This window comes from Streptomyces sp. NPDC033966, from assembly GCF_055575955.1.
This window is the reverse complement of record NZ_JBVIRQ010000011.1, coordinates 16124-35586: the sequence shown is the minus strand read 5'-3', so window position 1 is coordinate 35586 and position 19463 is coordinate 16124. Positions and strand designations below refer to the sequence as shown.

The window sequence follows — 19463 nt, the reverse complement described above, 5'->3', positions numbered from 1 at the left end:
GCGGCTGCGTCGGCTGCAGGATCCCGATCCGCTGCCCGTGCCCTGGGCGTTGCCGGAGCCGTGGCTGTCCGACGCAAGCAGCGACTGGGATGCCGCATCGACGGGCGACAACTCTCGTCCGCGCCGTGGGCTCACCCCAAGCCCACCGACGACAGCCCGCAGAGCACCGCCAAGCACTGGCGGGACTGCACGGACGCGTCCGACTTCCTGGAGCAGATCCGCCTGAGGCCCGGCATGTGGCTGTCTGGTGGCTCGCTTGAGCACCTCCAGTCCATGCTTCTCGGCTACCAGGTCGCCGTCAGCGTGCACTCAGCCGACGAGAACTTCAGCTTCTGGAATTTCATTCAGTGGCTCAAGGAACACCTCGGCGGCAGCAACGCGTCGTACGGCTGGGCAGCCGACATCGAACGGAACACGCCGGAAGGCTCGACGCCGATTGAGGAGTTCTTCCGACTCCTGCAGATCTACCGTGCCGGGTCCGCATAGAGGAGGACTAGAAGGGCAGCTCGTCGACCACGGCGGGCTCCGTTCCCTGCCACTGGGCCCATCGGCCTGGGACAGAGGAGCAGGCCGCGGTGAGGTGGGCCAGACTTCGCCCCCGAACGTGCAGCCAGCTGTAAGCCGTCAATCCGTCCTGCCGCAGAAGAAGCCCGGGAGCGGAGTACCAGCGGACCGGAGAGTCGTCGTCACCCGTCCACATGGGGTAATCCGGGAGAGCGACTCGCTCATAGAGCTGCGGAAGCATATCCGCAACATCAGGCGGCATTTCACACGCGTTGTAGAGCCGCCCCTCGCTGAACAGCGCCTCCGACAGGACCAGCTCCACACACGCCAGCGAGACCCTGTCCATGAAGGGCCGCCAACCGTCCCGTGACTGCACGACGACTGGCGGGTCGGTCTCGCCCAGATCGCATACACGCACCCCCCAGAAGGCGCACCCTTGGTTCTCGCTGCGGAAGCACAGCACACCACCGAGGTCCTCGTGTACGAAGAGTTCTGAGGGAGGCAGCATCGGGTCATGGTGCTCGAACAACGCCGAACGACGGCCAAAGAGCAGGTATGCCTCACGCAGAGCGGTAGGCAGCGACAGACCCAGCCGGCCTTCCGCGTGCTGGAGCTCTTCCTCGCCGAAGCCGTCCCCATCGGTCAAGGGCGCGTGCCACCCAGTCGCGAAGGCTCGGATGAAGTCCCATGCCTCCGACTGGTCCGATATGCCGTCGTGCATGGCCGCAGCTGCATCGAAGTCGTCCACCATGCCGTGGACCGTACCCGTTCCGCAGATCCTCGGGAAACGATCACACGGCCTACGGGAAGCGATCTTGCAGGCGGTAGCTGCCCCACTGGTCAGAGGTGCTCGTGAACACCCCGGGTGCGGCCTTCACCAGGGTGCGAGCGCAGGGGCCGGCATGCGCCGGGCGCCCCGCGGTTCCTTTCTCCGCCGGTCAGGGCGGGCGTGCACTCCGGGGGCCGCCGTCTTGGTGAGAACAGCCGTGGGCGGCTGGCGGCTGTGTCAGCGGGTGCTGCTGATGCAGAAGGGCTGGCCGGAGGGGTCGAGCAGGACGGTCCAGTGGTCCCCGCCCGGCTGGTGGGAGGGCTTGGTGGCGCCCAGCCCGAGGAGCTGCTTCTCCGCTGCCTGGGCATCGTAGAACCTGATGTCGATGTGGAACGGGAGTTCGTCCCTCGGCCAGGTCGGGGCCTTGAACGACGTGGCGGACCAGAAGACGTACATCATGTCGCCGACCCACACGGGGAAGGCCGCAGGGTTGCCGTCCTCGTCCCGGTACGGCTCGGAGACCTGGACGCCGAGGGCGGCGGCGTAGAACTTGGCGAGCGCGCCTCCGTCCTCGGCCCAGATCGCGTGCGACAGGACCTTGCCGCCCACGGCGTCGTCGGCATGTGCGTCGACCATGGTCTTCTCCTCTTGCGGGGTCGGATGGGGCGGTTTCGTCCTCTGCAATCGACCGTAATAGCCATATAGGACAAGAGATGTCCTATATGGCTATTGGCGGGGTCGCGCGGGCGGGTGCCGTGGTGCGTGGGTAGCGTGATGGCCATGGCGTATGACGAGGTGCTGGCGGAGCGGGTCCGGGAGCTGCTGGAGGAGGGCGACGCGGTCGTCGCGAAGAAGATGTTCGGCGGACTCGTCTTCACGGTGACGGGAAACACGGCGGTCGGCGTGGTCGGCGACGACCTACTGGTACGAGTCGCCCCGGACGACACCCCGCAGGCCCTCGCCCAGCCCGGCGCGCGGCCCTTCGAGGTCCGCGGCCGGATCTCGAAGGGCTGGGTCATCGTGGCAGGAGAAGTCCTTGACGACCACGTCCTGGACGACTGGCTGCAACTGGGGCAGAAAGCCGCTGCCGCACATCCGCCGAAGTAGCCCCCTCCGCACCCGCCCGAGCCCTGGCCGTCGTTTGCCGACAGCAACCGAGTGGGGAACGAAGAGCAGTACTGGCTGATTTCACAGCTTCTCATCACCTGATGGGGATTCTTGAAAAACGGCTGTGGCGGGTATTTCGTGAGGGCCAGTTCTAAACATCCGTCATGACCGGCAATCTCCCTTCGCCAGCATGGTGTTCGTGGGGGACGAACAGTTCTGGGATCTGGTGTGGCCCGAGGTCGAGGGGCTGGTCATCGATGCGGTGGGCGTGGTCGGGGATGCGGTGTTGATCGCCCTGCATGCTCGGCGGCCGACGGTGACGTGCCCCTCGTGCGACGTGACTGCTTCACGCGTACACAGCACGTACACGCGGCGTCTGGCGGACCGCCCGTTGAGCGGGCGGCGCATGCTGCTTCGGCTGCGGGTCCGCCGGTTCTTCTGCGACAACGGCCTGTGCTCACGCCGGACCATGGCCGAGCAGGTGTCGAGCCTGACCAAGCGGTACCGGCGCCGCACCACGGCGCTTGCCCGGATGGTGCAGGCGATCGGGCTGGCCGTCGGCGGCCGGGCCGGCGTCCGGCTCGCGGGCTACCTGCCAGTGAGGACGAGCCGGGAGGTGATCCTGGGTGAACTCCGGCGACTGCCGGACCTGCCGTCCGCGCACGTCACGGTGCTGGGGATCGACGAGTTCGCGTTCCGAAGGGGCGCCACCTACGGCACCGTCCTTAGCGACGTCGAAACACGACGGCCGACCGATCTCCTGCCCGACCGCACCGCTGACGCCGTTGCTGCCTGGCTCGCCGATCACCCCGAAATCAAGGTCATCTGCCGAGATCGGTGCAGCACCTTCAGCCAGGCCGCCTCCCGCGCGGCACCCGACGCGATCCAGGTGGCCGACAGCTGGCACCTGCTGCACTCACTCGCCCGTGCCGTCGAACGAACCGCCCACCAGCACCACGTCTGCCTGCACAAAGACGTCGAGACCGGCCCGGGATCGTCGTCCGTGACCAAGACCAGCCTCAGCCAGGCCGCTCCGTCCCTGCCCGCGGGACCACCACAGGGGCCCAGTCAAGGCAAGCCGAAATCCCGTGGAACCCACCTGCATGGCGTGGAATGATCTTCGGCGACTGCTGACGAAAGGGAAGGCTGGAAACGTGTACGTACCGTCATCTGCACGAGCTCTCGATGATGATGAGCGTGAGCTCGTGGAGCTGGCACGCCGCACCATAGACGCGCATACCGACGCCGGGCCCGACGAAGACGGGATCCACACGATGGGCGCCGCGGTCATGGCCGCCGACTACCGGATGTTCGCTGGCGTGAACCTCTACCACTTCACCGGCGGACCCTGCGCCGAACTCGTGGCTCTGGGAGCCGCACGAGCCCAGGGCGCCCGCCAGATGCGCTGCATCGTTGCCGTGGGAAACCACGGGCGCGGCGTCATCGGCCCGTGCGGGCGCGACAGGCAGGTCTTCGTGGACTACTACCCCACCATGCGCGTCATCGTGCCCACGCCCGCGGGGCCCAGGTCCGTTCTCGCCGCCGACCTGATGCCGCTGACCCAGCGATGGACCCCGGAAGGCATGAACAGTCTCGACCCATCGCTCTACCAAGACCCCGAGACGGCCGGTCCCCCGATCATCCGGTTCAACCCCCGCTACCTTGAAGACGTCCGCTCTGGCGCCAAGACCAAGACCACCCGCTTCCGGGACCCTGCCCAGCTCGGGCCGGCACGGCTGGTGTTTGAAAGCGACCCCGAAGTCGTCCTGCCGGCAGAGGTGACCGGCGTCAGGCACTGCCTGGTCAGCGACCTCACCAACCAGGACGCCCAAGCCGAGGGGCTGACGACCGCAACCGAACTCCGGGAAGCCCTCAAGGGCCACTACCCAGATCTGGCGGGAACCGACGAAGTCGACGTAATCACCTTCCAGATCAACGACAAGACAGGCGCCGCTTAAACCGCGGAAGCACCAGCGACGACTGGGCGGCAACGTGACGACGAGCAGATCTCCTCTGACGCCCGCACCATGCGGCCGAGCTTCCTTCGCTCTCTTGCGGACCCTTGTCCTCGCCCAGCCACCATGACCGTCACGAAATATCCGCCACAGCCTTGAAAACGACCAATGTCGCTCTTCGCCTCAGTTCGTTGCTGCTTGAACGGTGTGAGGAGGGTGGGGAGCGAAGAGCATGGGTGGGCCCCGCCGACCGTCAGGTCGGCGGGGCCCTTCCGGCTCCTCAAGCAGACCCTCGGCTGGACCAGGCCGAAGCTACGGGACTCGGCAGCGGCAGACCGCTGGACCTGGCTCGTCCTGGCCGCACACGCACAGCTCCGCCTCGCCCGTCCGCTCGCACAGGATCTACGCCGCCCATGGGAGAGGCCGGCGGAACCGAACAGACTCACCCCGGCCCGGGTCCGTCGGGGGTTCAGGAACCTGCGCGCGAAGACGGGCACGCTAGCCGGTGCACCAAAACCCACTCGGCCTGGCCCCGGCCGCCCACGCGGCTCGAAGAATCGGCGGATCGCCACCCGATACGAGGTCGGACGGGTCCTCGCCACCGGCGAGTCCTACGCCCGACCCGCACACCACAAGGTCGGCACCAAACCCCGGAGAGTTAGCTGAATGGCCAGGTCAGAGCCTCTATGGCCGAGCGGCAACGGCATCAACGCCAGCCGCCCGCAGCTTGCAGGCCAGCAACTCCATCTCAGGCATCGTGCCTGAATGGGCTCCAGCCAGGACCTCCCTCAGCAGCGACTTGATCTCCGCCAGAGCCATCCCAAGTTCTGACCGCAAGACCCGCATGACCACCGCGTTCCTCGCTGATGGATCTACCTGCAGACGCGCTGGTCCATGCTCGGAGAGCATTCGGGCCCGCAGTTCGGCAGGCAGGTCACCACCGCACGCGGCCACCGCGAACCCGCAGGCCAAGCAGCTGGATTCCGTGTCCCAGCGCACGGAGCCGTTCACCAGGACCCACCCGTTCGCGTAACGGTCACGGTGACGCTTCCGCGAACGGAACTCCTGGGGCGTCTGGTGGCAGAGCGACCGGTGTCGCCCTGTAGTCCTGGCCTGGACACGAGGGAGCAGGTAACCCGCCGTGCAAGCGCGGAAGGCTGCTGCCTCTGCGTGTCCCCGTCCGATCGGCCGAGCCCGCCTGGCGGGGCACCACGACCCACCGAAGGATGCTGCTGACGGCTCACCCGTACGGCATGAGGGCGGCTGTACCCGCCCGATGCGCAACAGCCCAGGCAGGAGACGCAATGCACGCCAGACCAGAGAGTCACGGGCGCCCGCCGGACGGGTACGCGAACCAGAGACCGAGGTCGCGGAACCGACGACAGGCATGGCTGACCCTTCGCTCCGGAAGGCTCCGCGGGGCCGGCGCCCGGAAGCGGTGGCTCGTCCTGTCTCTGTGCCTGATCATGGGTGCTGTCGGCTCTGGCGAATCAATGGCCGCTGCCAGCCGCCTCGTATCGTCGCCCAAGCACTGCGACGAGGGGCCGACCGGCGTCGCAGTCCGGGATCACTGGCTCAGGTTCAGGGTGCCGCCCGGGCTGATGCCGGACCCGCAGTTCGACGGGCGCCCGGCCAGGCTCCAGGTCCACCGCGTCAGCCCGGTGTACGCGAACGGCAAATGCCGATCGGTGACCAACAGGGCTGCGGTACTGATCCACGGCGGCACCACAACCGGACCGCCCACGTTCGACCTGCGACACCCCGCCACCGGCGGCGGCGAGCTGAGTCTGCAGAAGGCCCTCGCCTGGGCAGGAGTCGACACCTTCGCTCCCAGCCTGGTCGGCTTCGGCCGCTCGACGCACTTCGAGAATGGTCTGGACGATCCCGGCAACGCGAGCCTCAGGCCCTACAACGCGGATGGCACCTGTCCCCACCCCGAGGGGTGCGACCGCACTCACATCCCGTTCCCCCTCGATCAGCAGGGGACGTTGCTCCTGACGAATCCGCTGGGCGGAGAGCGGCGCGCTCACTCGAGCAACTTCCGATTCGCACGCGTCGACACCTTCGTGAGAGACATCCGCCAGGTCATCGACGACGCCATCGCGCGCGCGAAGCCGACCGACGGCAAGGTCACCCTGCTCGGCTGGTCGTTCGGCGGGCAGCTCGCCGCCCGGACTCTGTACGCGGCCAATCCGGTCCTCCCCGGAAGCTCCAACTACATCGCCAAGGTCAACCGCGTCGTCTTCCTGTCGTCGGCCTTTGGCTTCCCCACCGAGGAGACACCGCCGCCGACCGGCTTCGCCACGTTCCCGCTGCGCGTAAACGACCCCTCGACCGCCGAGACCATCTGGCGAATGCCGCCGGCGCGCGAGGCGGCCTGCACCGGCCACGTCGTACCGGGCAGCCAGGAGCAGTACCGGTCGCAGCTGCTGGAGCAGGAAACCGTGGGGCGCGAGTGGGGAGGGACCGACCCCAACAACCCGACCGGCCTCACCCGCTCGCCGGTCTTCTCCAGCTACGGCTGGAACACCACCGTCGCGGGACAGCTGACCACGCCCTCTCTGGTCATCCACGGCTTCGAGGACACCGTCGCGCCACCGGCCAACGCGCCTGCCATCTACAACGCTCTCCCCACATCGATGACGAACAAGGTGCTCGTGCAGGTCCAATGTGCGAGCCACGCACTCCTGAACGAGGGCTGCTCCGGCCAGCGTTGCACGCCAGGATCGGGAACCCCGTACGGCGGGCGCCCCGGCGAACCCTGGGCCGGCCCCCATGCCACACTCAAGGCGGCACTGATCGAGTGGATCAAGAGCGGCACCTTCAACGGCGCCGCGAACGGACGGTTCACCGTCGACGCGAGTGGCGTGGCAAGCTCCGGCGCGTAGAGCCGCTCACGCCCTCCTGACGAGTGCCGCCCAAAGATGTGTGAGGGACTCCCGCCTCGTGGAAGCCCCTCACACATGTGACAAGCGACTACCCCCTGGTGTCCGATCCTGGACTCCAGAGGCAAGTCAGGTTCACCCCGGTGAACCTGACCATCGCATGCCGTTGACGGCATCGAATGTGGCTGGAAGGGCCCTGCTTCCAGGGGTGGCGAGAGGCCCGCAGGCCGGGGTTCGGAAACAGGTACTCAGCTTGCCGTTTAACGTCCGGCTTCAAATAGGCGGGCCAGATGTGCACCCCTCCGCGCGGCCTGCCTCGGGAAAGGCCGGCCTCGTGTCTACCCCGCAGCGCGTCGACACCGATGTCGGTGCGCTCGGGCATGATTGGCTCCGATCGGACTTTGCGATGGGGTGGCGTGACGTGGGCGAGTGGCGGACCGATCCGACGTTCGCGATGTGCCAGGCGCTGGTGGACGGGGCCGAGCTGTCCTCGTTCACGGGCGGGCCGTTCGACGTGCGGGCGGTGATGGCCGACATCCGGCCCGAGGCCAAGGATGGATTTCTGCTCGGCGAAGTTCCCTGGGAGCACTTCCCTCAGGGGAATCGTGTCAGGGAGGCCGTCCACCTGCTGCACACCGGCGACTCGCCTGGTCGCACCGGAACGGGCGTTGTGAGCGGCCTGTGCGCCAACGACATGCGGGCTGCTGCCGTGCTCGCCGTGCCGTTCCTGATCCGGATTGCCGCCGATACCGGCCACCCTCACCGTGCCGACGCGCTCGCTGAAGTCTCCTGCCCGGCTCGCGCCCGTTACTTCGGCGTCGCGTCCCGCGACGAACTGCTGCTCCATCGCGCCGAGACCTACGACGACCTCTACGACGGCTACGGCGTCGAGGTGAGCGGCTACCCGGCGGGCTGGTCAATCGCCGCCGCCCGGGCCGCGATCACTGCCGACACCGCCCTCCTGCGATCCTTTCTCGACGACCCCGACCCCGCGATCCGCATCCGCGCCGCCTACGCCCTGGCCACCGCCGCCGACCCCGAGCACGCGGTCCGCGCAGCCTTCCGCACCCGGCTCGCCGTCGAGCAGGATCCGATCGTCCGCGCCACCCTGGTCCTCGCCACCGCTGAAGCCACCCGCGCTCACCCCCACCCGCCGACCACCGAGTGGATACGAGAGCGGTGGCGGGACCGGACACAGGCGCCCGAGGTCCGGCTGGCCGCCACGATCGGCTGGCTCTGCCTCACCGCGGAACCCGCCCCCGACGACTTGCGCGCCGCCGTCGACGACCTCGCCACCGACGAGCGTGCCCACGCCATGGACGCCTTGCCCTGGATGGCCGCCGCCGGCGGATCCGACGAGACAGGCCTGCGGCGCTGCTTCCGAAAGATGCTCCACCCCGAACAGCCCGATCAGGTGGGGTACGACGACCCGTGGGCCCCGCACCGCTGATAGCTGGTCCACCATCGAACGGGCATCGAACTTGTTCGGTGTTTTCCCAGTTCACCAGATGTGTGAGGGGTCGCGGGCCGATCCTGTGCTGAGCGACGACGCAGCACGGAGGCCGGGATCGTGGGACTGGTCGAGCACGAGGTTCAAAGAGACGCCTTGTCGGTGGTGACGGAGTTCAGGTCCGAGTTGTACGCGTGCCTGACTGCGCGGAGCGACGCCTTGTTCGAGTTGTGCGATGCGTTGCTGTGCACCGACGGTCCGGTCCGCACCTTCGTGGACCTGGCGCTCGCTCCTGAGCATCGGCGCGGGAACGGGGCCTTGTACTCCGGGATCAACCAAGGTCGGATCGACGTGGCCCGGCTGCGGCGGGCACTGACTGGGGTCCCGCTTCCCCGAGCCGGTGACGGTCGGCTGGTGCTGGCGGTGGACGTCTCGCCGTGGTTGCGGCCGGACGCCGACACCTCCTCGGACCGCTCCTTCTGCCATACCTTCGGCCGGGGTTTGGGCAAGCATCAGATGGTGCCCGGCTGGCCGTATTCGATCGTCGCCGCGCTGGAGAGGGGCCGGACATCGTGGACCGCGCTGCTGGATGCGATCCGGCTGGAGCCCGGCGCCGACTTGGCCGCGGTCACCGCCGACCAAGTCCGTGATGTCGTCCAACGTCTTGTGGACGCCGGCCAGTGGCGGGACGGGGACCCGGAGATCTTGGTCGTGCTGGACGCGGGCTACGACGCGCCCCGCATCGCCCACCTCCTGGCCGACCTGCCCGTGGAGGTTCTGGGCAGGCTCCGCTCGGACCGGGTGATGCGCAAGCCCGTGCCGGTGCCGTGGATCTGCCCGCCACAGGGTGGCCGGCCGCCCAAGCACGGAGGCGAGTTCGTCTTCGGCGACCCGGCCACGTGGGGCAAGGCCACCGTGGTCACCGTCACCAACACCGACCGGTACGGGGCGGCGACCGCGCAGGCCTGGGACCGGCTCCACCCCCGGCTGACCCGGAGGGCAGCCTGGGGCGATCACGAAGGCCCCCTGCCGGTCATCGAGGGCACCGTGATCCGCCTGTCGGTCGAGAAGCTGCCCAGCGGCGGGGTGAACAAGCCCGTCTGGCTGTGGTGGTCCGGCACCGGTACCACCGTGCAGGAAATCGACCGGTGTTGGCAGTCGTTCTTGCGGCGCTTCGACGTGGAGCACACGTTCCGGCTGCTCAAGCAGACCCTTGGCTGGACCCGGCCCAAGCTTCGGGACTCGCAGGCCGCCGACCGCTGGACATGGCTTGTCCTGGCCGCGCACGCTCAGCTCCGCCTCGCCCGCCCCCTCACGCGTGATCTCCGCCGCCCGTGGGAGAGGCCGGCGGAACCGAACAGACTCACCCCTGCCCGGGTCCGCCGCGGGTTCAGGAACCTGCGCGCGAAGACCGGCACGCCAGCCGGTGCACCAAAACCCACCCGCCCCGGCCCCGGCAGGCCGCCCGGCTCAAAGAATCGGCGGCCCGCTACCCGCTACCCGCTACGACGTCGGACGCGTCCTCGCCACCGGCGAGGCGTATGCCCGACCCGCCCACCACAACGTCGGCACCAAACCCCGCAGAACAGGCTGACAAGCGGCATCGAGGATCAGCACACTGAGCGCATGCGATACGAGGAGAAGGCGAAGCTCGCCGCCGCGAGAGCGCTGGTCCAGGCAGCCATCCTCCTCACCTCACCAGTGCTGCTGGTAGCCGGAGCACCCATTCGCCGCCGATACCTCCGCTACGTCTACCGGGATGAGGCCCCAGCGATCCTGGACAAGGAGCAGGGCCGAATCAGCGTCCACTGGTTCGTGGTCATGAGCCCACTTCTTGGATGGCTCTGCTGGCCCACAGAGGCGCTCGCCCGACTCATCTCGTGCCGAGGTTAAACGGCAAGCTCAGAGGTCGTTTTCATCTGCATTGCTCGCTTTAGAACGATTCTCAAGGCGTTCGATTGCGGTGCGGTAGTGACCTCGGGTGTAGTTGTTGTCTGTGGGTCGGGCGGGGTGGCGGGTGGGGCGGGTGAGCGTTGTTCCTGTTTCATCCCATGATGTCCGGCCTTGGTTGCCTGCGTGCTTCCGGCGCCGCGGCTGTGCGCCTGGGCGCACTCGGTCCGCGGCGCTACGCCGGAAGTATGGCGAAGCGACGTCCGTATCCGAGTGATCTGTCAGATGCCCGCTGGGAGTTGATCGATCCGGTCCTGACCGCGTGGCGTTTCGAGCGCCGTGGCAGGGCTCTGGGCTTCGGTCGGCCGCCCGGACACGACCTGCGCGACATCATGAACGCGATCTTGTATGTGGACCGCACGGGAGTCCAGTGGCGCTATCTCCCGCACGACTTCCCGCACTGGAACACTGTCTACGGCTACTTCGCCAAATGGGCCGACGAGGGCGTGTTCCCCAGCTCAACGGACTCCTGCGGCAGCTTTTGCGAGCGAAGGAAGGCCGGGATGCAGAGCCCACCGCGTGTGTGATTGACGCCCAGAGCGTCAAGACCTCCACCAGCGTCCCCGCCTCCGGCCAGGGCGTCGACGCCGGCAAGAAGATCGTCGGCAGGAAACGGAGCATCGTCACCGACACGCATGGCCTTCTCCTCGCCGTGCTGGTGACCGCGGCCAGCGTGCAGGATTCCGTCGCCGGCACCGCGCTGCTCGACCAGGTCGCCGCCGAACACCCCCGCATCCGCAAGGTGTGGGTCGACGGCGGATACCGCCAGCACCTCGTTGAGCATGCCGCGACCCTTGGCATCGACATGGAGATTACCGCTCGCAAGCCCGGGACCAGGGGTTTCACCCCGATCCCGAAACGGTGGGCCGTCGAGCGGACCTACGGCTGGCTCATGCTCCACCGCCGCCTGGCCCGCGACTACGAGACCCTCCCGCCCGCTCGGAAGCCGTGATCCACATCGCCATGACCGACCTCATGGCCCGCCGCCTCACCAGCGAGAACACGATCTCCTGGCGCGACCCGACACCACAGACCAAACAGCCGGTCACGGGATAAAACACCGGAACAAAACGACCTCTAAGAGCGCCTAACACAATGAGGTAGATCGGCCCTGGTGGCCGTGTCCGTTCGGCGGGTTGGGTGTTGTCCAGACCATGGGGGCTTCACCGTGGATCGTGTCGGATGACCTGTGGGAGCGGATCGAGCCGCTGTTGCCGAAGGGGAAGCGACGGTTCAGGTACCCGGGCCGCTGGCCGGTACCGGACCGGCAGGTGCTGTGCGGGATCCTCTTCGTCTTGCACACCGGCATCCAATGGGAACACCTGCCGCAAAAACTCGACTTCGGCTCGGGCATGACCTGCTGGCGCCGGCTGCGGGACTGGAACGAGGCCGGTGTCTGGCAGGGGCTGCACGAGGTGCTGCTGGCCGAGCTGAATGCCAGTTCTCGGCTCGACTGGTCGAGGGCCGTCGTCGACTCCAGCCACGTCAGGGCGTTAAAAGGGGGCTCCAGACCGGCCGGCCCATCGCCGGTCGACCGGGGACGGGCCGGCTCGAAGCACCACCTGATCACCGACGGCCACGGCACTCCGCTCGCGGTCGTCCTCACCGGTGGCAACCGCAACGATGTCACTCAACTCATGCCCCTGCTCGACGCCATCCCGCCCGTCCGCGGAAGAGCTGGCCGGCCACGCCGCAAGCCCCAGGCCGATTTCGCCGACCGCGGCTACGACCACGACATCTACCGCGATCAGGTTCGGGCCCGCGGGATCATCCCGGTCATCGCCCAGCGCGGCACCGCCCACGGCAGCGGCCTGGGGGTCTATCGATGGGTCGTCGAGCGCGCCTTCGCCTGGCTCCACGGCTTCAAACGACTCCGCATCCGCTGGGAACGCCGAGCAGACATCCACGAAGCCTTCCTCAAGCTCGCCTGCTGCCTGATCACCCACCGCCAAGTGCTGTCCCTCACCTGACCAGCCACTGCCCATGCCGGAAGACGGCACCGGCACACTGATCGCATGAACCGTGACGACCTGCAATCCGCACTCGATCGGGACGACAGCACCTCCGCGCGTGCCGCCCTGGCCGAGCTCCGGGCAGGGTCCGACTTCGAGCTCTTCCAGACTCAGACCGTCTCCGCACACGAGCTCTGGGACAGCTGGTCCCACCGGCATCAGGTCATGCTCGACACCGGAGTCACCCCTCGCCCCGGAATGGCCGAAGCCGTAGACAGACTTCATGCCGCCGGATCAGCCCGTATCTACCTGGCGACGATCACCGGCTCGCATCGACGGTTCATCGTCTTCCTCACGGAAGACCTCACCCGGTCCATCGCCTGCACGTAGTCAGCAACCTCATTGTGTTAGGCGCTCTAAGACGGCGGCCCGTCGGTGGAACCGGCCTCCGTGCTGTTCCAAGTGCCCCACCGCCGTTGAGCGTCTTCCCGCTGGGCGGTGACGCTGGGGATGGCAGCGATGGCCTCGGTGGCGCGGTTCTGCCTGATCAGCAGTTCGGCAAGGTCTGTGGCCGCGGTGAGTCCGGTATGGGATCGGAGCAGCTCGATCGCTTCGTCCGGTCTGCCGTCCTGTGCCAGCAGCGAGGCGATCGTGATGTCCCGTTCGTCCGCGTCCAGGTCGGGCATCGCTTCGACCTCCGCGATGGCCTCGCGGCAGCGCCCAGTCTCCCCCATCAGCCACCATCGGTTGTCCGGCACCCAGTGCGTCTCGTCGAGGAATTCCGGGCTGCACTCGTCCAGGAGTCGCAATGCCCGTTCATGAAGCCCGTTGGCTGCAAGCATGAGCACCGCCGGTTGCAGAAGACCGTCCCAGAGGTTGTCGAAAGTGGGCCGTACGACCTCGACGGCCTCGTCGATCCGCCCCTGTCCGGCCAGCAGTTCCATGAGGAGGGCCTGGTAGTTACCCGGGTAGTCGGTGGCGGCGATGAGTTCGCGCAGCAAAGTCTCGGCTTCGCGCGCCCGCCCCGCGTCTTTCAACGCCCTCACCAAGGGCGGCAACGCCTCGCGTGCTTGGCCACTGGTGGCCGTCTGGTGCAGCTCGTCGATCCGTCCGTGCCGGGCGAGGAGCTCTGCGTAGGACTGGACCGTGTTCTGGGGGCCGTACCGGCGATCGGCCACGTCCGCGCTGAGGATCCGTATCGCCTCCTCGACCCGCCCCGACCTCTCCAGAACCTCGGCCTGCAAATCCAAGGCTCTCCACAAAGAGGACGATCGGCCTTCGGTCTGGACTCGTCTGGCTTCCTCCGCGAGCGGGACAATCAACTCCAGGACTCGCTCGTCCCTGCCCTGCCCTTCGGTCATCTCTACGAGAGACGGTAGTACCCACCCGTCCACCAGGTGAGGTTCGAGGACCGTGATCGCCTCGTCCACGCGCCCGGCTTTCACCAGGACCTCGGCGTAGGCCCGGCATACCTCGTCTGCCTGCCACGCCGCTCCATCCGGGCGCGCCAACGCCAGCGCATCTTCGACCCGGCCCCACCGGACCAGGATTCCGGCACCCGCCGAAACGGCCGGCAGCCAACCGGTCTCCGCGAACGGCTTCATCACCGCCCAGGCCCGTTCGAATTCCTCCGTGGCACACAGCTCCCGCATCGCCGCTCGAGCGCAGAACCAGTCCCCGCGTGCGTCGGCGGCTTGTACCACCAGATCCAGATGTCCATATTCCATAAGGCAGTCGACCACCCGCGGGGAGACTCCGCCCCACTCGTCTGCCTGCCACTGGAGATCTTCGACGTTCACTGGGACAGCCTAGAGACCACCGCTGACATGGCGGTACCGAAGCCGGGGTGCTGCGGTAGACGCAGGGATTGGCTGCGTAGGTCACGAGTGGCTCTGGGCCACTTCTTGTGGTCGCGTACGCAACATGACTGTCACTCGTCGTCAGATGGCTGTCGAGGTGGCCCGAAAATCGTCCCGCCCGGGTGGAGTGGGGTCGACAGTTCTGCCGCGTGAGCGAAGTACGTCCGCAGCTGGATGAGCTGCTGCTCTGGGCGGTGGAGAACGTGTCGGTGGAGTCGGTCGAGGTAGCCGACACTGTCGTGCGCGTGGAGGCCCAGGCCATGGCCAGTCGGGCGGCGTGCCCGGGCTGCGGATGTTGGTCAGGGCGAATCCACGGGTCCTACCTGCGGTTTCCCCATGACCTGCCTACCGCTGGCAAGCTGGTCGTGGTGTCGCTACGCGTGCGTCGGTTCCTCTGTGCCGAGGAGGCATGCCCGCGCAAGACATTTGTCGAACAGGTGCCGGGGCTCACCCGTCGGTTCGGCCGGCGGACGGAGCGGCTGCGATCGACGCTGGTGTCTGTCGGGCTCGCGCTCGCGGGACGTGCCGGCGCCCGGATGTCGGACGCCTTCGGGGTGCGAGTCAACCGAAACACTCTGCTGAGGCTGATCACCTCGCTGCCGGATCCGCTGGCCCCCACGCCCCGCGTGGTCGGAGTCGACGAATACGCTCAGCGCAAGGGCCGGATCTACGGAACCGTGCTCGTCGACGTCGAGACCCGTCGCCCGGTGGACGTCCTACCAGACCGGGAGGCAGACACCCTCGCGGCCTGGCTGGCCGAGCGGCCGGGGATCGAGATCATCTGCCGGGACCGCCCCCGCTTCTACGCCGAAGGCGCTTCCCGCGGCGCCCCGCAAGCCCTCCAGGTCGCTGATAGTTGGCATCTATGGCACAACCTCGGCGAAGCCGCCGAGAAATGTGTGTTCAGACACCGCGCCTGTCTACGACCGGCACCGGCGCCGCCGGAGGAGCCCCAGCATGCGTTGGCACCGCCCGTGTCTCCGCCGTGGCCGACCGGGCACCGGTTCGCTGAACGGACCCGCGCCAAGCACGCCACCGTCCACGCGCTCCTGGCCGCCGGCCACAGCAAGCGGTCCATTGCCCGACAGCTTGGCATGGGGTTCAGCACGGTCCTCCGCTTTGCCCATGCTGCGGAGCCGGAGCAGTTGTTCACCGGCCAGTGGCAAAGCCGCCCCACCAAGATCGATGCTTTCAAGCCCTACCTCGACCAGCGATGGCAGGAGGGCTGCAAAAACGCCTGGAAGCTATGGGAGGAGATCAAAGAGCAGGGCTACCCGGACGGCTACGGCAACGTTCGCGCTTACGTCAGCCGAAATCTACGCGGCAAACCCCAGCCGGTCGGCCCTCGGCCGCCATCCGCTCGCGCCGTCACCCGCTGGATCCTCACGCACCCCGACGCCCTGGCCGAGAGCGACCGGCTCCAGCTCAAGAACGTACTGTCGGGCTGCCCCGAACTGGACGCGCTCGCCGAGCACGTCCGCTCCTTTGCCCACATGCTCACCCACCTGCAAGGCCACCAACTGCCGGCATGGATCGAGGCTGAGACCACCGCCGACCCCCCTGGCCTCCAGCGATTCGCCCGGCACCTGGAACGCGATCTCGACGCCGTCACAGCGGGACTCTCGCAGCCGTGGAACTCCGGCGTCGTCGAAGGCCACGTCAACCGGATCAAGATCCTTAAACGCCAGATGTTCGGCCGTGCAGGCTTCGACCTCCTCCGCAAGCGAGTCCTGCTTTACACGTGACACCCGGGCACAGCTCTGGCTCGTCAACGCAATAGCCTCAGCCTGTGACCCCGAGCCGCAGACAGACCGAGCCACCTCACCCCGCCGAGCTCCCTCCCTTTCAGACACTGCTGGACAGTACGGACTGGGCATCGCTCGCCACAGCCTGCGGCACCGGCGAAGCCCTGCTGGCGGCGCTGACACTCCTCACCGACCCTGACCCGGTCATCAGGGAGTCTGCTCTCCACGATGCGCTGGGGCCCGTGACTCACCAGAACAGCATCTACGAGGCCACTGTCCCCGTGGCCCTCTACGTCGCGGCGATCCTCAACCATCCAGCCGTCGCGGCGGGCGACGGCAACCGCGACGGCGAGACCCAGACCCCCCGGACCCTCGTGCAGCTGCTCGACTGGCTCGGCGACACCGCCTACGACGCCGACGACGAGTGCGTCGCCACCGGCGAACGCTTCTTCGACGGGGGCTTCCTTGATGAGTACGACGAGATGCGTGCGTTCCGGGACGCACGCCCGGCGATCTTTTCCGCTGTTCATCCCCTTCTCGGTCATGACGACGCCGACGTCCGCCACACCGCCCTGGTCACTGCTATCCCCCTCATCGAGCACCCTCTCCTCACCCGGTACCAGGCCGATCTGGCCCACCATGCCCGCCGCCTGCTGGCCAGCAGCGCTCCCCGGCGCCACCGAGACCGCGTCCTAGACGCGCTGAAGGCATGGGGCCACGACACCATCGGACTGGAGAATGCGTCTGACATCGCGGCGCGCGAGCACTACGCCCGTCTCAGAGCTGGCCGCGCTTCTTGGGACGGCAACTGGACGGGCGGCGGCTACAGCGACGACCCGCCGTTCTGACTCAAGGTCCATGCCCCCCTGAAGCACCCAATTGATCACCCAGCGTGGTCGCACCACAAGAAGTGGACCAGAGCCGTGGCTCGCGAACAAAGCCACCTGCCTCAACCCTCAGTGGGCGGGAGGCCGTCCCCGCCTGACGACGAGGACATGACCGAGTCCGGCGTCACGATGCAGCCATGGGGCCGAGAGCGCCAGCTGCCCGTTCCCTCGTCAGCGGACGCGGGTGGTCTCGCCACCATGCTGGCTCACCTTCGGCTGGGCCGGGGCGGTGCGTATCCCCGTGTGCACTTCCTCGACGACACGAAGGGGGCGACGGGGAGCGTCATAGTCGGATATGTGGGAGCCCACCTGACGAACATGCGTACCAACTAGGGGCCCGTCCGGGCGATCACGTCGGCTTCAGCCGTGTGGCGCCACTCCGGGGGGCAGAGCCTCAACGCCTACCTCGTCTGACGGGCGGTAGCGGTGTGTGCGGCCACCGCGGGCTCGCGGCAGGACCGGTCCCGGCCGGCCTGTCAGACCACGCACCTAGGCTGCTCGCAGAGATCGATCAAGGAGCAGCGCAGTGCGAATAGAGCGTCACCGGGTGGGCGGGTCCGTCGTGTCGGCGGCACGCGAGGAATTCACCAACCGCATCGGGGGGCAGGTGCATTCCATGTCGAGGGGCGGCCGGATGAGCACCTACGAGTGGCAAACGATCGCGGACGAGTTCCTCGACTACCTGGGTGCCCTCTCGGTCGAGACACCCGACCTCGACACGCCGGAGGCCAAGGCCGCCCTGAAGGACGCCTCGGAAGCCGCGGCCGGCGCCGTCGCCTACGCCGCCTACCACCCGCACTGCAGCTTCAACATCTTCTTGGAGTACGTGAACTTCGGGATGAGCTACGACCCGGGGGACGACGAGCCCGAGGAGAGCGTCACGCCCGGGGAGTGGATCGACGCCCTCTGCCTCGCGCTCCTGAGGGACAAGGCCAAGTGGCACGGCGAGGCCTTCCACTTCGCCCGGGTGAAGTTCGCCGAGAAGGCGCAGGGAACGCCCGCCGGCGAGCTCGTCACGGCCCTGACCGCCGTGGTCCTGGACGACACCGGGAACGACGAGGAGTACCCGCCGAGCACCGGGGCGAAGCTCGCCGCCGTCGACGCGGCCCTGGACCGGGTCCGTGCCCGGGCCCAGGAGACCGGCGAACCGCTCATGGAGCGGCCGGACAGTGCGGCACTGCGTACGCTGCGCGCGCTGGCCGCTGAGGACCGGGCCGCCTTCGATGCCGCTCTGGCCGACCTCCTGGCCGGGCACTCCACGCTGCAGGGCTACTCCGCCTCCGCACGCTCGCTCCTGCCGCTCGTCCCCATCGCCCTCGCCGCTCTCGCGTACCGGACGCTGGGCTGGTCGCCGGCCGTGCGCACCGACTACCTTCCGCAGGCGCTGGTCACCGGCTTCGAGACGCGGGGCCCCCGGGTCGGCGGGTTCGGCCGGGACCGGCGTCCGGACGCGGTCGCCGCGCTCGCCGCGGGCCCGCTGGTGGTGGAGCGGCCGGCCTGCGAGCGGACGGTGAACCCGCAGACCGTGGCCAGGTACGAGAAGCGCGTCGAGGAGGCGTTCACCGCGGTCGACGGCGAGCCCCTGGCCGTGTGGCGGCTCGGCTATGTCATGGGCGACCAGGCGCGCCTCTTCAAGTGGCGAGCGGGAGACCCTGGCGAGTTCACGGACGCCCAGCTCGCGAGCCTCCGGCTGGCCTCCCAGGCGGGAGCGGCCCTCTTCCGCATCGCCCTCGCCGAGCCGGGCACCGAGGCCGAGGTGACCGTGGACGGCCGCACCCTGCGCTACCCGGCTAAGCGAAGCCGAGATGCCGGAGCCGGCACCTGGCAGACCGCCGCCGCCTTCGCCCTCATCTCCGGCGCGCGCGAGGATCTCGCCCCCCTGGTCCTCACCGGCCCCGCCTTCGCCGGCCCGGACGGCTCCGCCTTCAGCGCGTACCGCGAAGCCCTCCATGCCTACCTCAAGGGCGCAGACCCCGAACCCGCCGCGCAGCGGGCACTGGAGCAGGCCGAGAAGGCCGAGGACTGGGGCTTCGCCATGCCGCCGGCCGTGCTGCTGTCGCAGCTCGTGGAGGGCGACGAGGAAAGTTTCAACCTGGCCCTGGCCGATGCACTCGAAGCCCACCGCGACTACTACCAGGTCGCCGACCGTGCCGACGGTCCGGACGCCGCCGTCAACCTCGACATCCTCGCCCTGGCCTGCCACGCCCGCCGCCGCGGCTGGGCCATCCGCGTCGAGTCCCCCTACCTGCCGGAGCACATCCTCCGGGTTGCCGAACCCTTCTAGGGTGATCCGCGCCTCTCCGGCCCCGGAGGCCTTCGAAGAACCCTGAGCCTCCACTCTTAGGCTGAAAGCGTTGGTGTCGTGGAAGGCCGAGGCGCCGCCTTCTGCTTGGACCCCTG

General features: G+C 68.2%; 14 protein-coding genes and 3 pseudogenes. 14 read left to right on the top strand and 3 right to left on the bottom strand.

The window, feature by feature from the left end; all coding sequences use genetic code 11:
* The first annotated feature begins 60 nt into the window (after nt 1-60).
* A complete protein-coding gene (locus ACZ518_RS28065; RefSeq protein ID WP_469115789.1) occupies nt 61-486 on the top strand; it encodes a hypothetical protein in 426 nt (141 codons plus the stop codon).
* A 7-nt stretch (nt 487-493) separates the two neighbouring features.
* Here the strand turns inward: ACZ518_RS28065 and ACZ518_RS28060 are convergent, their stop codons facing one another.
* Both ACZ518_RS28060 and ACZ518_RS28055 read right to left on the bottom strand, forming a co-directional pair.
* On the bottom strand, nt 494-1255 hold the full coding sequence (locus tag ACZ518_RS28060; RefSeq protein WP_469115788.1) for an SMI1/KNR4 family protein: 762 nt from the start codon (nt 1253-1255) through the stop codon (nt 494-496).
* A gap of 255 nt (nt 1256-1510) precedes the next feature.
* Entirely contained in the window at nt 1511-1909 is a 399-nt protein-coding gene (locus tag ACZ518_RS28055) for a VOC family protein (protein ID WP_469115787.1), read from the bottom strand.
* A gap of 144 nt (nt 1910-2053) precedes the next feature.
* Between ACZ518_RS28055 and ACZ518_RS28050 the strand changes: the two genes are divergently transcribed.
* The 10 genes and pseudogenes from ACZ518_RS28050 (at nt 2054) to ACZ518_RS28005 (ending at nt 12962) form a co-directional block, all read left to right on the top strand.
* Entirely contained in the window at nt 2054-2380 is a 327-nt protein-coding gene (locus ACZ518_RS28050; protein WP_469115786.1) for a TfoX/Sxy family protein, read from the top strand.
* A 199-nt stretch (nt 2381-2579) separates the two neighbouring features.
* Complete coding sequence (locus ACZ518_RS28045) at nt 2580-3497, top strand: ISL3 family transposase (protein WP_469115785.1); 918 nt, start codon at nt 2580-2582, stop codon at nt 3495-3497.
* Nucleotides 3498-3585: 88 nt separating this feature from the next.
* Nucleotides 3586-4338: an ASCH domain-containing protein gene (locus tag ACZ518_RS28040; protein WP_469115784.1), complete on the top strand. Its 753-nt coding sequence runs from the start codon at nt 3586-3588 to the stop codon at nt 4336-4338.
* A gap of 267 nt (nt 4339-4605) precedes the next feature.
* Nucleotides 4606-5001: pseudogene (locus ACZ518_RS28035) on the top strand (NF041680 family putative transposase); the annotation flags it as partial.
* A gap of 827 nt (nt 5002-5828) precedes the next feature.
* Nucleotides 5829-7223 carry an alpha/beta fold hydrolase gene (locus ACZ518_RS28030; protein WP_469115783.1) on the top strand — a complete coding sequence of 465 codons (1395 nt, stop codon included), beginning with the start codon at nt 5829-5831 and terminating at the stop codon, nt 7221-7223.
* 331 nt (nt 7224-7554) lie between these two features.
* Nucleotides 7555-8670, top strand: a complete 1116-nt coding sequence (locus ACZ518_RS28025; protein WP_469115782.1) for a hypothetical protein — start codon at nt 7555-7557, stop codon at nt 8668-8670.
* A gap of 120 nt (nt 8671-8790) precedes the next feature.
* Nucleotides 8791-10239 (top strand): annotated as a pseudogene (locus tag ACZ518_RS28020) (NF041680 family putative transposase); the annotation flags it as partial.
* Nucleotides 10240-10808: 569 nt separating this feature from the next.
* Nucleotides 10809-11676 (top strand): annotated as a pseudogene (locus ACZ518_RS28015) (IS5 family transposase).
* 98 nt (nt 11677-11774) lie between these two features.
* Complete coding sequence (locus ACZ518_RS28010) at nt 11775-12590, top strand: IS5 family transposase (protein WP_469116001.1); 816 nt, start codon at nt 11775-11777, stop codon at nt 12588-12590.
* 45 nt (nt 12591-12635) lie between these two features.
* On the top strand, nt 12636-12962 hold the full coding sequence (locus ACZ518_RS28005) for a hypothetical protein (RefSeq protein WP_469115781.1): 327 nt from the start codon (nt 12636-12638) through the stop codon (nt 12960-12962).
* Between the two features lie 26 nt (nt 12963-12988).
* Here the strand turns inward: ACZ518_RS28005 and ACZ518_RS28000 are convergent, their stop codons facing one another.
* Nucleotides 12989-14371, bottom strand: coding sequence for a tetratricopeptide repeat protein (locus tag ACZ518_RS28000; protein WP_469115780.1), 1383 nt, complete (start codon nt 14369-14371; stop codon nt 12989-12991).
* Between the two features lie 209 nt (nt 14372-14580).
* Between ACZ518_RS28000 and ACZ518_RS27995 the strand changes: the two genes are divergently transcribed.
* The 3 genes from ACZ518_RS27995 (at nt 14581) to ACZ518_RS27985 (ending at nt 19347) form a co-directional block, all read left to right on the top strand.
* Nucleotides 14581-16176, top strand: coding sequence for an ISL3 family transposase (locus ACZ518_RS27995; protein ID WP_469115779.1), 1596 nt, complete (start codon nt 14581-14583; stop codon nt 16174-16176).
* A gap of 44 nt (nt 16177-16220) precedes the next feature.
* The gene (locus tag ACZ518_RS27990; protein ID WP_469115778.1) at nt 16221-17024 is read left to right on the top strand and encodes a hypothetical protein; all 804 of its coding nucleotides are present in this window, start codon (nt 16221-16223) and stop codon (nt 17022-17024) included.
* Nucleotides 17025-17610: 586 nt separating this feature from the next.
* Nucleotides 17611-19347 (top strand): immunity 49 family protein, encoded by a 1737-nt coding sequence (locus tag ACZ518_RS27985; RefSeq protein ID WP_469116000.1) that lies wholly within the window; start codon nt 17611-17613, stop codon nt 19345-19347.
* Nucleotides 19348-19463 lie beyond the last annotated feature (116 nt).

What these genes read in the sequence shown, in the direction of transcription:
- ACZ518_RS28010 (WP_469116001.1), top strand. Translation starts at nt 11,775, where the DNA reads ATGGGGGCTTCACCGTGGATCGTGTCGGATGACCTGTGGGAGCGGATC.
- ACZ518_RS28060 (WP_469115788.1), bottom strand. Translation starts at nt 1,255, where the DNA reads ATGGTGGACGACTTCGATGCAGCTGCGGCCATGCACGACGGCATATCG.
- ACZ518_RS28005 (WP_469115781.1), top strand. Translation starts at nt 12,636, where the DNA reads ATGAACCGTGACGACCTGCAATCCGCACTCGATCGGGACGACAGCACC.
- ACZ518_RS28050 (WP_469115786.1), top strand. Translation starts at nt 2,054, where the DNA reads ATGGCGTATGACGAGGTGCTGGCGGAGCGGGTCCGGGAGCTGCTGGAG.
- ACZ518_RS28055 (WP_469115787.1), bottom strand. Translation starts at nt 1,909, where the DNA reads ATGGTCGACGCACATGCCGACGACGCCGTGGGCGGCAAGGTCCTGTCG.
- ACZ518_RS28030 (WP_469115783.1), top strand. Translation starts at nt 5,829, where the DNA reads ATGGCCGCTGCCAGCCGCCTCGTATCGTCGCCCAAGCACTGCGACGAG.